This window comes from Paraburkholderia sp. BGA-UO-ETr-F12, assembly GCF_059567945.1.
Genome location: NZ_JCAQOZ010000056.1, coordinates 101489 through 115051, shown reverse-complemented (window position 1 = coordinate 115051; position 13563 = coordinate 101489). Strand labels below are relative to the sequence as shown.

Annotated in this window: 12 protein-coding genes; 3 read left to right on the top strand and 9 right to left on the bottom strand. The window is 63.1% G+C overall.

Annotated features, from left to right (window positions below; all coding sequences use genetic code 11):
* Positions 1 to 190: 190 nt before the first annotated feature.
* From AC57B6_RS24515 to AC57B6_RS24480, 8 genes are all read right to left on the bottom strand, one after another.
* Positions 191 to 1912 (bottom strand): FAD-dependent oxidoreductase, encoded by a 1722-nt coding sequence (locus tag AC57B6_RS24515; protein ID WP_028194245.1) that lies wholly within the window; start codon positions 1910 to 1912, stop codon positions 191 to 193.
* 58 nt (positions 1913 to 1970) lie between these two features.
* Positions 1971 to 3500: an alginate export family protein gene (locus tag AC57B6_RS24510; RefSeq protein ID WP_496422263.1), complete on the bottom strand. Its 1530-nt coding sequence runs from the start codon at positions 3498 to 3500 to the stop codon at positions 1971 to 1973.
* Entirely contained in the window at positions 3490 to 4437 is a 948-nt protein-coding gene (locus AC57B6_RS24505; protein WP_028194247.1) for a VOC family protein, read from the bottom strand. Before AC57B6_RS24505 ends, AC57B6_RS24510 begins: the two co-directional genes overlap by 11 nt.
* 107 nt (positions 4438 to 4544) lie before the next feature.
* Positions 4545 to 4811 carry a DUF1427 family protein gene (locus AC57B6_RS24500; RefSeq protein WP_028194248.1) on the bottom strand — a complete coding sequence of 89 codons (267 nt, stop codon included), beginning with the start codon at positions 4809 to 4811 and terminating at the stop codon, positions 4545 to 4547.
* Positions 4812 to 4839: 28 nt separating this feature from the next.
* Positions 4840 to 5481, bottom strand: a complete 642-nt coding sequence (locus AC57B6_RS24495) for an HD domain-containing protein (RefSeq protein WP_028194249.1) — start codon at positions 5479 to 5481, stop codon at positions 4840 to 4842.
* A 188-nt stretch (positions 5482 to 5669) separates the two neighbouring features.
* Positions 5670 to 7139, bottom strand: a complete 1470-nt coding sequence (locus AC57B6_RS24490) for a mechanosensitive ion channel domain-containing protein (RefSeq protein WP_406868914.1) — start codon at positions 7137 to 7139, stop codon at positions 5670 to 5672.
* A gap of 39 nt (positions 7140 to 7178) precedes the next feature.
* Positions 7179 to 9047, bottom strand: coding sequence for an amidohydrolase (locus AC57B6_RS24485; protein WP_028194251.1), 1869 nt, complete (start codon positions 9045 to 9047; stop codon positions 7179 to 7181).
* A gap of 75 nt (positions 9048 to 9122) precedes the next feature.
* The gene (locus tag AC57B6_RS24480) at positions 9123 to 9812 is read right to left on the bottom strand and encodes a hydrolase (RefSeq protein ID WP_028194252.1); all 690 of its coding nucleotides are present in this window, start codon (positions 9810 to 9812) and stop codon (positions 9123 to 9125) included.
* Between the two features lie 308 nt (positions 9813 to 10120).
* On the opposite strand from AC57B6_RS24480, the gene AC57B6_RS24475 reads away from it, so the two are divergent.
* Positions 10121 to 10639: a Dps family protein gene (locus tag AC57B6_RS24475; RefSeq protein ID WP_030099238.1), complete on the top strand. Its 519-nt coding sequence runs from the start codon at positions 10121 to 10123 to the stop codon at positions 10637 to 10639.
* A 70-nt stretch (positions 10640 to 10709) separates the two neighbouring features.
* Here AC57B6_RS24475 and AC57B6_RS24470 read toward each other — a convergent pair whose 3' ends face one another.
* Entirely contained in the window at positions 10710 to 11630 is a 921-nt protein-coding gene (locus AC57B6_RS24470; RefSeq protein ID WP_028194254.1) for a LysR family transcriptional regulator, read from the bottom strand.
* A gap of 118 nt (positions 11631 to 11748) precedes the next feature.
* Between AC57B6_RS24470 and AC57B6_RS24465 the strand changes: the two genes are divergently transcribed.
* Positions 11749 to 12402, top strand: coding sequence for a DsbA family oxidoreductase (locus tag AC57B6_RS24465; RefSeq protein WP_028194255.1), 654 nt, complete (start codon positions 11749 to 11751; stop codon positions 12400 to 12402).
* Positions 12399 to 13547 carry an FAD binding domain-containing protein gene (locus AC57B6_RS24460; protein ID WP_106352705.1) on the top strand — a complete coding sequence of 383 codons (1149 nt, stop codon included), beginning with the start codon at positions 12399 to 12401 and terminating at the stop codon, positions 13545 to 13547. The genes AC57B6_RS24465 and AC57B6_RS24460 overlap by 4 nt, the downstream gene beginning before the upstream one ends.
* The last annotated feature ends 16 nt before the right edge of the window (positions 13548 to 13563 follow it).

Genomic DNA, 13563 nt, shown 5'->3' with positions numbered 1-13563 from the left:
CCACGCCTGTGTTCGCCAGCGAGATGCGCGGATGCGCGAGCGGACCCCATCGCATGTTACGGGCGGGAGGGGGTTCCGCGACATCACACGTAGGTATAGCTTCCGCGTGCGGGCCGCCGGACGGCCAGACCCCATCGAGAATGGGCCGCTCGCGCCGGGCAGACATTGCACAGGCTTACACCCCATTGCCTTAGGCCGCCGTGGTGACGAGCCGGCTCAGATAGGCGTGAATCTGGCTCACGACGGCCGCGCCGTCGCCGACCGCGGCGGCCACCCGCTTTGCGGATTCCGACCGCACATCACCGACGGCGAACATGCCGGGCACGCTGGTTTCGAGCGGATAGCGCGCGCCGCCTTCAGACACACCCTGTTCGCTGCGGGCGAAGCCGGTCACAACAAAGCCGCGGTTGTCGAGCTCAACACCGCTCGAACCGAGCCAATCGGTTTTCGGGTCCGCGCCGATAAAGAGAAACAGATGGCGCGTGGGAATGACTTCATCCACCCCCTCTTCTTCATGCCTGATATGCAAGCCGGTGAGTCCGGCTTCGTCGCCTTCGAGGCAGCGCAACACACACCGCGTGCAGAGCGTGACGTTCGGCAAGGAGGCGATCCGGTCGATCAGATATTTCGACATGCTCGCGTTCAGATCCTCGCCACGAATCAACACGCGAATGCTACGCGCGAAGTTGGCGAGAAACACGATCGCCTGGCCGGCGGAATTGCCGCCGCCCATCAGAACGATATCCTGCCCTTTCGCCAGTCTGGCTTCGATTGTCGATGCCCAGTAATAGGTGCCGCGCCCTTCAAAGCGCTCGAAGCCGGGGGCCGTAGGTTTGCGGTAAGCGGCGCCGCTGGCGACGACGACGGTACGCGCGCTGATACGCTGCCCGTCGAGCAGCGTCAGCAGGAAGATGCCAGCATGGCGGCTCACGTCCACGACCTTGCCCGGGATCGCCAGATGCGCGCCGAATTTCAGCGCCTGCTGGAATGCGCGCGCCGCGAGCGCCTGACCCGAAATTCCCGTGGGAAAGCCCAGATAGTTTTCGATCCGGGCGCTGGCGCCGGCCTGACCGCCCGGCGCACGTTGATCGAAGACGGCGACCGATAAACCCTCAGTCGCCGCGTACACGGATGCCGCCAGACCCGCGGGCCCGGCGCCGACAATCGCCACGTCATAGACATGCGAGGGTTCAAAGGTCGGTACGAGTCCGAGGCACGATGCGAGCTGCGCCTCGTCCGGCGCACGCAGCACATAGCCGTTCGGGCAGAACACGAGCGGAAAGTCGCCGGGGCCGGTCGTCATGCCGCCGAGCAGCGTGATCGCCTCGGGATCGGTGCGGGCGTCGATCACCATCGCCGGATAGGCATTGCGGCGCAGGAAGCCTTGCAGCCGGATGAGCCGCGCGTCGTCGCCATTGCCGACGATGACGGGCCCGAGTCCCTGTTCGATCAGCCCGAGCCGCCGCAAAATCAGCGCGCGCATGATGTGCTCGCCCAGTTGCGCGTCGGCCACGATCAGCGCACGCAAGCGCTCCGGTTCGAGCACGAGAGTCTCGACATCCGTCAACGCGATGCCGTCGATCAACGCGGGCTTGCCGGAGAGTTGCGCCATCTCCGCCATGAAGTGCCCGTCATCGTGTTCGGTAATGACGGTCGAGCGCCCGAAGCTGTCGCGCGACACGATCCGCACGCGGCCATGCAACAGCACGAACAGCCCGAGCGCCACCTGCCCGGTTTCGAAAATCAGTTCACCGGCTTTGAACGACATCGGCCGGGCAAAGCGTCGCAGACTTTGAATCTCGTGCGCCGAAAGACGGGGGAACATCTGGTGCCGACGGTACTCCAGCGACGAGTACGGGTTCTCGAGTTCCGAGGGGGGCGCTGCGTCTGCGGATACGTCCGTGGTGCTCATAACTTGACCTCATTTGGCTCGCCATCGCCATGACGGTTTGCCGATAGCGTGCCGGCTTCTACCAGCCGAATTTGAGTTCGGCGCCTACATAGTCGGCGTTACGCGCGCCGAGATCGCGCAGCGATGGGCCGACCTGGAAATGCACCGCTTCCAGCGCCGCGGCGAGATTCGCAGTGACCGCCCAGTCGGCGCGCAGCTGCGTATAAAAACCGGTCCACGGACTGCCATGCCCCGCTGTGCCCGGCACGACCGCCGAGCCTTGCTGGTACACCGCATCCGCGGTGGTCTCGCGCCATTGCAAACCCACACCCGCTAGCAGCGTCAGCTTGCTGTTGGGCTTGAGGATCAGCGTCGGCTTGACGTGCACGAGGTTCGTGTAGCCGGTATAGCCGGCCAGCGCGAAGTAGTAGCCATTCGGGAACAGCGGATTGAACGTGCCGATGCGGCCGTCGCCCGGATGACTGTCGCCTGATGCGGCGTCCACCTGAATGCCGACGCGCGGCGTCCACGGCACGGACGCCAGCGTGTAGCCGGCCAGGGAACCCACCGCCCAGGCGCCGATCGTCTTGGCGCCGACATGTCCGGACTGATACATCGCCTCGACGTCCCAGTCGATATGAGCGACAGTGCCGGCGTATCGGGCATCGAACACGTCGCGATGTTCGGCACCGCTCGCGTCGACAAAGTGCGCGTTATTGCGGTTGTAGCGCGAGTAGTACGCGGACAGGTCGCCTGGTCCGACGTTCTTGCGCTCCACGCGCACGCCACTGAAGGTCAGATCGCGATTGGAGACATCGTCGAAATCCGCGTTGTCGCGGTACTGAACCGGCTGGGTCGCGTAGGCGATCCAGCGCCAGGGGCCGGTTTCATAGTCGGCCCAGATTGCGTCGAACGCCTGACGCACGTTCGGGCCGTCTCGAACGGAGATGAAGCGTTGCAAATCGAACGCCATCTCCTGGCGGCCGACACGGACCTTGAAGGTGCCAGGCCCGAGCGGCTCGGTCACCGCGACGAACGCCTGCCGTAAATCCAGCGGGTTTTTGTCCACCGGCGTGACGAAGTCTTTGCCGTAGGGTTGCGCGCTTTCGAACTGCGTGAAGATCTGCACGTGGGGGCCGAGGCGCACGTCCGCGTGGACTTCGAGCCGTTGCAGCAGGTACGTGTCGTCATGCGCCGCGCCGAGCCCGAAAAGCGGCGCGTCGTTGATTTCCAGCCGCTCGCGCAGCACCATGCCGAGCGAGATATACGCGTCGGGATTGCCGAACAGCGGAATGTATTTCAACGAATCGAAAGGCGCTTTCGGCACGCAGGGGTTGGCCAGCGCCGACCAGTTTTCCTGCCAGCGGTTGAACATGATCGCGGGCCGCGCGCACGACGCCGCCGCTGCGGCGGGGGCGGCGGGGGCGGCCGCGCTGCCGGTCGCGGCGGTATTGTCGGCGCCGCCCAGCGCCGTGTCCGCGGCTGAAGCCGGCAGCGCCGCCGCCAACCCGGTGCTGATAAGCAGCGCGCGGACGGCGCGCAGCGTGCGACCACGCTGCGCACGCCGACATGCCTTCATCGGCGTGGTGACGGGTGCGTCACTGGCCATCGTGCACTTCAGCAATGTAGCCGCCCGGGAATTCGAGTACCGCGGTCTTGCCCGATGCAGTGCTATACGCCGGATACAGCACCTTCGCGCCGGCCGCTTGCGCGCGATCCAGCGTCTGCGCCAGATCGGCGACGCCGTAGCCGGTCGTTTCACGCCCGAACGGGAACGGCAGCTTGCCGTCTGTCACGAATACGACCATGCGGCCAAAACCCGATGTGATCAGAATCTCGCGGACCGTCTCACCAGGGCGGCCGATCACGCCGGCGTCCGCATGCGGGTTATCCGACACCACCTTACCGTGCGAGAAGTGCACCCAGCGGCGCACGAAGTTGTTCGCCTCGTCACGCGAGACGTACACGCGGTTATCCGGCACGCTTTGCAGCGGTGCGTAGTTCGGCGCCTTGGTGTGCCAGTAAAGCTGCATCGTCAGGCCGCCCGGCCATTGAATGATCGCGTCCTTGCCGATCGGGTCGTCGAACGGTTCGACCAGCACGTTAGCGCCGGCCGCACGCGCCGCCTTCACACCCTGATCGATGTCGGTGACGAGATAGCCGGTTCTCTCATTGCCGAACGGATACGGAATCGGCGTCTCGAAGCCGAACACCGACAGCATGCCGACCGGCGTTTGCACGTACTGCGAGGCGGTCTTGCTCGGCGTCGGCGTCACGGTAAAGACCGCGCGCGGCGAGGCCTTACCGCCGAAGGTCGCGAGGAAGCTGTTGACGAACGCGTCGAGGTCGGCCGAAGCGACATACACGTGGGTGGTGTCGTACTGTGCGCCCACCGACACGTCGGGATGTTTCGCCAGCGCGATTTTGCCGGTGGATAGTTCCGGCGGACCCGCATCGGCGAAGGCGGAAGAAACCGGAGCCAACCCGATCAGCAGCGCGGCGGAAAGAAGCGCGACGGGGCGCAACCGTTGAAGGGACTTGAACATTTGATTACCCGATTGAATTAGCAACGTTTGAAGAGTCGGCCTCCGGCCGAGGCCATGCATACGATATGTGCGATGCCGGTGGAGCGTTGGTGCGCGTCGTCAAGCAGTCAACGCGCATCTGTATCCACCGCCGTTCTGGTCGCGCCCGGCGTCGCCGGCTGTTGCGCCGCGCCGTCCTTGGTCTGCCCGGCGACCTGCGTCGTGCTGGTCTGGGCAAACAGCTGCGCTTTCACCACCGGTATCGCGTGCTCGCCCAGCACCATGCCGAGCAGACCGGCCAGCGCGATCAGCGGCGGCGCTGGCGATTGCACCTTGAGCAGCCAGTAGAGAAGTCCGACGCCAAAGCCGACGCCCAGTGAAATGATGTAGCCCATGGTGATCGTCCTTTCAATAAAACATCTGTCAATTCGGCCAGTCCGATCCCAGCACCAGTCCGCAAAAATTCAGCCGCCGATAGTTCGGATCCCAGCGGTCCAGCACATCGGCATTCACGGTCCCGAAAGTCGTTTCAGGACGATGCGCCATGCCACGCGCATACGCTTCGATCAGCTTCTTCTTGAAGCCCGATTCGCGCGGGTAGGCCTGCACGATCTCATCGCGCTGCTGCGCGGTGAATTCGTCGTAGCGCGCACCTCGCACATCCATCTGCACGCCGGCGCTAATCAGCGCAACCAGCGCTGACAGGTGCTCCGGAATGCCTGGCGTCGTGTGCAGGGCGATCCCCACCCAGACCTCTTCAATCTCGCGCCCGGCAATGTCGTACTGCTGCATGAACTCGCGCGCCGCGTTGGCGCCATCCACTTCAAACCGGTACGGCGACCCTTGATACTGTGAGTTCAGCCCGACGTTGTGGAACATCGTGGCGACATACAGCAAATCCGGATCGAATGTCAGATTCTCGCGATATCCGGTGAGCGCCCCGAACAGAAACGACCGTAGCGCGTGATGGAACATCAACTCGGATTCTGTGGTCCGCATAAGATCAGTTGCCGCCTGCGCCATGACTCCATCAGGGATGTCAACGCCGGCAATGGTTCTCTTCATATCGACTCCTCCGTGGCACCCCCCCGGCGCACCCCTGTGCACGTGCCGAACGGGCAGCGCAACCGGGCGACGTCCTGTCGCGTCAGCAGTCCAGGGGCCTATCCATTGCAGCGTAGCGAATTAAACCTATAAAGACTTTGGCGAATTCTTAAAAAGACTTAATCGGCGCGTGTCCTGTGCCGATTGCTTTAAAGCGTCAGTTCATGGAAGCGCCGCACGCCATCGCGAATCCATTGCAACAAACCGCCCGAGCTCTCGTCGACATTGCTCGGCGATGCAAGCAGCATTTCCTCGGTGGCGTGGTGCTCCGACAATAGCCGGCACATCTCGCGCGCCACCTCGGGGCGCCGCGCGAGCACCGGCGTCAAGGCGGTCTTGTCGAGCCGGAACACGGTGGCGCGCGTGAGCGCCCGCGCGATCACAGCGGTCTTCACGCCGGCTAGAATCCCCGACTGGCCGATCGAATCGCCCGGCGCGAGCCTTCGCAACTCGATCTCGGCGCCGTCCTTGGGCAGTATCACTTTCGCAATGCCGCGCGCCAGAATATGAAGCTCGTGGCCGGTCTCATCCGCCGCGGTGTAAATGGTCTCGTCCACGTCGAACTCGTGTCTGGTCAGCCGCTCTTCGAGCGCCGATATTTCGTCATCGTCGAGCGTCTGGAAGATCGTCACGTTGCGCAGCAAGCGGTGCTTTTCATCCGCGCCGCCGAGCGGCGGCTCCGGCACCGATAACGGCCGCAAGACGACACCGCGCGACAGCAGATGACGATGCGCGAGATCGAAAAGATCGTTACGTACATTGATCTTCTGGTCCAGCGAGTCGACATAGCAGACGATCTCGTACTCGATTGCGTCGTTCGTCGCGCGGCGCACGCTTACTGTCGGCTTGGGATCCCTCAGTACCCGCTCGGTGCTGTTCGCCGCATTGGCGAGCGCGGCCAATACAAGCGCCGGCCGGATCGACGGATTGACCGGCAGCATGACGCTGAGGCCGTGCGTATGCGACGGCTGATTCGCGTTGACGATATTGGTGCGCGCGGCCACGCTGTTCGGAATCACGACGAGATTGCCCTGACCGTTGAGCAGACTCGTCGCGCGCCAGTTGCTCTCGACCACCTTGCCTTCCACATCGCCGATGGTGACCCAGTCGCCCAAACGGAACGGCTGCGTCGCATTGAGAACGATGCCGGAAAACACGTCGTTGAGCGTGCTTTGAATCGCCAGACCGAGAACGACCGCGAGCGCGCCGGAGGTGGCGAGCAGGCCCCGCACCGGCAGTTGCAATACGAATGCGATTGCGCCTACCGACGCGGCCAGAAACACCAGCGCGCCGAGCACGTCCTGAAACAGCCGCTCCTTGTGCCACGCCTCGGGCAACACCGCGCGATCCAGCATGATGGTCACGAGACGCGCGCCTTGCAGCCACCACACCACCTCCAGCACCTGCGCGAGCAGATGGCGCAGCCCCTCGTCCGGCCAGGGCGCCGCGCGCAGCGGGTTCATGCCGTAACTGAACAGCACGTAGGTCGACAGCCCGAACATGAGCGCACGCAAAGCGAGACGAAGCTGGTCGTTGCGCCCGTCCAGAAAACGCCAGGCGAGAAAATCGAGGACCAGGATGCCCAGGCCAAACAGCACACCGTCAGTTAGCGTCGGCATCGAGGTCCTCGCTCGCGGGGTTGCACGAACCGGTGGAAATCAGAACGCGAAACAACTACAGCCCAATGCGCCCCAGAATCCGTTCGAATCGCTGACCGGCACGTTTTTTCGCCATGCCCAGCCATGCGCATGCGCGTGCACGCCGCACAGATTCACGCAGCCGTCCACGCAGGCCACCGCTGTCGGCTTGTAACGGCTATAGCCGCCGAATTCGGCAACCGGCGACCACGACGGGCTAACCGGCAGATCAGGCGGCGCAAGCGGCGCGAATTCGTCGTCCGCGTACACAACCTTGCCGCCCACCACCGTCATGGCCGAGGTCAGGAACTTGATGCGGCTTTCGTCGATGGAAAAGTAGTCTTCGCTCAACACCGCGAAGTCTGCGAACTGGCCCGGAACCAGTGCGCCTTTGCGTTCCTCCTCGCTCGAGAACCACGCACTGCCCACCGTGTAACGGCGCAATGCCTCCATCCGGTCGAGCTTGTTTTCGTTGGTGTACATCGACGTGCCGCCGACCGTTTTGCCCGACACCATCCAGTAGAGCGAGACGAACGGGTTAAAGCTCGCGACGCGGGTGGCGTCCGTACCTGCGCCGACCGGCAGGCCGGCGTCGAGCATGTGCCGGATCGGCGGCGTGCGCTTCACGGCCTCCGCGCCATAGCGCTCGATGAAATACTCGCCCTGGAAGGCCATCCGGTGCTGGATCGCGATACCGCCGCCAAGCGCACGCACTCGTTCGATATTTTTCTGCGTGATGGTTTCGCAGTGGTCGAAGAACCAGCGCAGCCCATTAAACGGAATCTCGGCATTCACCCGTTCGAACACATTCAGGAAGCGCTCGATAGATTCGTTGTACGTGGCATGGAGCCGGAACGGCCAGCGGTTTGCGACCAGCAGTTTGACGACCGCTTCCAGTTCGTCTTCCAGCGTGTCGGGCAGATCCGGACGCGGCTCGAGAAAGTCTTCGAAGTCCGCCGCCGAGAACACCAGCATTTCGCCGGCGCCGTTCACGCGCAGGAAATCGTCGCCTTCGCCCGGCTTGGTCATCTTCACCCACTTCGCGAAGTCCTCGATTTCCTTCTTCGCGTTCTGCGTGAACAGGTTGTAGGCAATCCGTACCGTCAGTTCGCTTTTCTTCGCGAGGTCCATGATGACAGCGTAGTCATCCGGATAGGCCTGGTAGCCGCCGCCCGCGTCGATCGCGCTCGTCACGCCCAGACGGTTCAGTTCGCGCATGAAATGACGGGTGGAATTGCGTTGATCCTCCAGCCCGAGTTTCGGACCTTTTGCCAGCGTCGCGTACAGCAGGCCGGCGTTCGGCCGCGCGATCAGCATGCCGGTCGGGTTGCCGCGCCTGTCGCGCTGGATTTCCCCGCCGGGAGGATTCGGCGTGTCTTTGGTATAACCCACCGCACGCAGCGCCGCCGCATTCAGCAGCGCGCTGTCGTACAGGTGCAGGATGAACACCGGCGTATCCGGTGCAATGGCATTGATTTCTTCGAGCGTCGGGCCGCGCCGCTCGGCAAACTGGAATTCGTTCCAGCCACCCACCACGCGAACCCATTGCGGCGCCGGTGTGCGAGCCACCTGCTTCTTCAGCATGTCCAGCGCGTCGGCCAGCGAGGGCACGCCGTCCCAGCGCAATTCCATGTTGAAGTTCAACCCGCCGCGAATGATGTGCAGGTGGGAGTCGTTCAGACCGGGAATGACAGTCCGGCCTTTAAGGTCGACCTGCCGCGTATTGCCGTTCACGTGGCGCATCACGGCGTCGCGCGATCCCGCAGCGATAATGCGGCCGTCCGCGACGGCGAGCGAATCGGCAAAAGATCGCTTGTCGTCCTGCGTGGCGATCTTGCCGTTAAAGAAGACAACCTCGGCCGGCGTCGGCACGGAAGTATGGGAAGTCATGTCGGTCCTCATTGGGAGCGCTCCGCTTTTCATGCGCGGAGCTATTCTTGGGAAGCGGGCGCTCGTCGCGACTCGTTACTTCTTTGCCGGCACGGGTGCCAGAACTTCGTGGGCGCCCGTCGCGCGTTGCGCAGCCTTGTGCACCATGGTGTAGGCGTAGTCCACGCCCATCCCGTAGGCACCCGAATGCTCCTTGGCAATTGCCATGACTTCGTTGTACGTCTCCTTGTGCGCCCAATCGCGTTGCCATTCCAGCAGCACCTGTTGCCAGGTCATCGGCACCACGCCGGCCTGAATCATGCGTTGCATCGCATAGTCGTGCGCGTCCTTGGACGTGCCGCCCGATGCGTCGGCGACCATATAGATTTCGTAGTCACCCTCGGCCATCGCGCAAAGCGCAAAGGTGTTGTTGCAGACTTCGGTCCACAGACCGGCCACCACCACCTTCTTGCGGCCGTTTGCAGCCAGCGAGTCGCGCACCTTCTGGTCGTCCCACGAATTCATGGACGAACGTTCAAGCACTTTGTGGCCCGGGAAGACGTCGAGCAATTCAGGGAATGTGTAGCCCGAAAAGCTTTCGGATTCCACGGTCGTGATGGTGGTCGGAATGTTGAAAACGCGCGCGGCCTTCGCGAGGCCGACTACGTTGTTCTTGAGAACCTGGCGGTCGATGGACTGGACGCCAAAAGCCATTTGCGGCTGTTGGTCGATGAAGATGATCTGCGAGTTAGCAGGCGTCAGCACTTCGAGTTTCGGATTTGCCATGGCGTTGTACGTCCTATAGGTGGTTTGGTGAACATGGGAGGAGATGCCGCACGTGTTTCAGGTGCGAGGACAACTGAGGCCCAGTCTATCCACGGCAGTTCTGCGAGTCCTTGGCAGAGTCCTTAATAGTTCTTAAATAAACCTTGGCGCGCGAGATCTTCGCGCGGCCATGACGCGGACATCCGGATTGGCGCTTCAGAACATTTCATGTTTTCTGCAGGACTTTACTTGCGCCGCATTCCTACAATGCAAGCGCTTGAAGTCAGACATTCACACGCTGCCGCACTCGACCATGACAAGGACTCGCTATGACAGAAGCGCTTACCGCAGCCGCCCATCGCGCGGCCCCGCTTAACACCCCGACCCGCCTGACCGAAGACGCGACCCGCGATATCGCCGCCGCGCTGACAACGTTGCTGGCCGACGTATTCGCGGTGTATCTGAAGACGAAAAACTTCCACTGGCATATGTCGGGGCCGTACTTCCGCGACTATCACCTGTTGCTCGACGAGCAATCGGATCAGATCTTCGCGACGACGGACCCGATCGCGGAACGCGCCCGCAAGCTAGGCGGCAAGACGCTGCATTCCACCGGCCAGATCACGAAGTTGCAGCGAATCCTCGACAACGACGCGGAGTACGTGACGCCGAGCGACATGCTGGCGGAATTGCGTGAGGACAATCTGGCGCTCGCCGGCTACATGCGTGAGACGCATTCGCTGTGCAGCGAATACAACGATGTCGCGACGGCCAGCCTGCTCGAAAACTGGATCGACGAGGCCGAACGGCGCGTCTGGTTTCTGTTCGAATCGGGACGCCACGCGTAGGACTGCTTAAGCGGGTGCCGCGCAACCTGCGGTGAGAACCGAGGTGACGCGCGAGCAGGGCACCCACCGTTCAGCCTTCGAGGGCAGCGTGAAGACGTGCTTCGAGAAACTGGATAAGTGCCCGCACCTTACTGGACTGGCGGCGATTGGGAAGGTAGGCGGCGTACACGAACGCATCGCCTGGATGGGGACTCGCATCGAATTGCTCGAGCAGGCGCATGAGGCGTCCCGCGCGAATCTCGGCGGCGACGTGCCACTCGGGCAGCAACGCAATGCCGCGTCCCGCCAGCACGGCTTCGAGCAGGATGTCGAGATTGTTCGACAGCAGATGACCACGCACGTCGACGCGCTGCTGCGCGTCGTCGCGCCGGAAAGTCCAGACCTGCCGGGAGCGATAGCCGCCGCCGTATGCGAAGCGAAGGCACTCGTGAGCGCCCAGTTCCTCCGCAGTTCGTGGCGTGCCGTTGCGTTCGAGGTAGTCGTGGCTTGCCACCACGTAGCGCGGATTGTCCGCCAGCTTTTTGACAATCAGGTTGGCGTCGCGATCGAGCAGGCCGATCCGGATCGCGACATCGATCCGCTCGAGCGCGAGGTCGACAAAGTGATCGGCAACGACCACATCGAGAAAGACGCGGGGATGGGCCGAGAGAAACGCCGCCAGGTGCGGTGCGAGCCGCAGGCGGCTATAGGTGGACGGCACCGCGATGCGCAATGCGCCGACCGGCGACGCGCCGCTGTCGAACACGCTCTCGTCAGCCTCGGCCAGCTCGTCGAGCACCTTGCTGACCTGTTCGGCGTAAGCAATGCCGGCGTCCGTGAGGCTGACCTTTCTCGGGGTACGGGTCAGCAACGCAGTGCCAAGGGAGGCTTCCAGCGCGTCCATCAAGCGTGTGACCGAGGAGGTGGCCACCCCAAGGCGTTGGGCGGCTTTCGAGAAGCCGCCGGCGTCCGCCACCTCCAATAGCGTTTTCACCGCGAGGAATTTGTCCATGATCGTTCCGGCTTCCGATTTGGTTGCGAAAAACGCAACGCCAGCTTGCATTTTATCCCCATTCAACGATCGAAACGCAACGTATAAGCTGCATCCATTACCTAGTGAGGGGTGCAACATGCAAGCCATTCAGATCGAAATCAATTACGACTTCATTTGTCCGTGGTGCTGGATCGGTCAACGCAATCTTGCTGCGGCGCTGGCGCAAGCCGGCACGGGCGCGGCTGTGTCGATCCGTTACGTGCCGTTCGAATTGAATCCGCTCATGCCGGTCGAGGGCATGGACCGGCGTGCCTACCGAAGCCAGAAATTCGGCAGCTGGGCGCGCTCGCAAGTCATGGACTCGCAAGTGACGGCCGCGGGCCTGGCGGCCGGCGCGCCGTTCAATTACGACGTAGTGTTGCGCACACCGAACACGCGTCTGGCGCATCGCCTGATGCAGTTCGCGCAACAGCGCAATGAACCGCTGAAGACCGCCGCCTTGTATCAGGCCATCTACGCGGCCTACTTTTCCGAAGGCCGCGACATCGGCTCGCTCGATACCTTGACCGCGATCGCCGCGGAGAATGCGTTCGATGCCGGCGACGTGCGCGCCTACCTGCTCTCCGAGGCCGGCAATCAGGAGATGGACGCCGCGCGCGCGCGGGCCGACAAGCTCGGCGTGCAGGCCGTGCCGACCATCCTGATAGACGGCAATGTGATCAGCGGCGCCCAGCCGCCCGTGGTCTTCACCAACGCGCTGCGTTCGGCAACGCAAAGGAACGCAGCATGAGATCGCATGAAAAACCGCGCGCCGTTGTGATCGGCGGATCGCTTGGCGGGTTGCTCTCGGCCAATACCTTGCGAGCGGCCGGCTGGGAGGTCGACGTATTCGAAACCTCGCCCAATCAACTGGAAAGCCGCGGCGGCGGCGTCGTACTGCAACCGGACGTGCTGGATGCGTTGCAGTTCGCCGGCGTCGCGTTGCCGGTGCCCCCTGGCGTGGCGTCGGGCGAGCGCATCTATCTGGATCGCAACGACCAGCGTATCGAACAGTTTTACATGCCACAAATGCAGACGTCGTGGAGCCTGCTGTATCGCGCCATGAAAAATGCGTTGCCGGCGCAGGCGCTGCACGCCGGCGAGACGTTTGTCGATTTCCGTATGGAGGACGAACAGATCGTCGCGCAGTTCGAGAGCGGCCGCAGCGAACGGGCTGATTTGCTGATCGGCGCCGACGGTATTCGTTCGACGCTGCGGCGCCGCCTGCTCCCCGAAGTCGTGCCGGCTTACGCAGGCTATGTGGCGTGGCGCGGGCTGGTTGAGGAAGCCGATCTGCCGTTGCCGGCCGCGAACATGCTGCGCGAGCGCTTCAGCTTTCAGCAAGGCGACGGGCATTCGGGACTCTGCTACCTGATTCCGGGCGACAACGATTCGACCGCGGTCGGTGAGCGTCGCTGGAACTGGGTGTGGTATCGCAAATACAGTCAGTCGCAACTCGACGCATTGCTGGTCGACCGACACGGCGTCGCGCGTGCATTTTCGCTGCCGCCCGGCTCGACCAAGAGCGCAGACATCGCCCAGTTGCGCGACGAGGCCAAAACGTGGCTCGGGCCGACGTTTCGCGCGCTAGTCGAGGCCACCGACGATCCGTTCATGCAGCCGATCGTCGACCTGCGCTCGCCGAGGATGGTGTTCGGCCGCGCGGTGCTGCTCGGCGACGCCGCTTCGGTGCCGCGCCCCCATACGGCGGGCAGCACCGCGAAGGCGGCGGCCAATGCCCATTCATTGGCGCTCGCGTTGTCCTCGACATGGCAAAGCGGCACGACGATCGATTCAGCGCTCAAGCGTTGGGAGAACCAGCAGTTGCAACGCGGCAAGTTGATGACCGATCTGGGCATTTCGCTCGGCGACCGGCTGATGAACATCGCCCGCTGAACCACTTTTTCCGTTT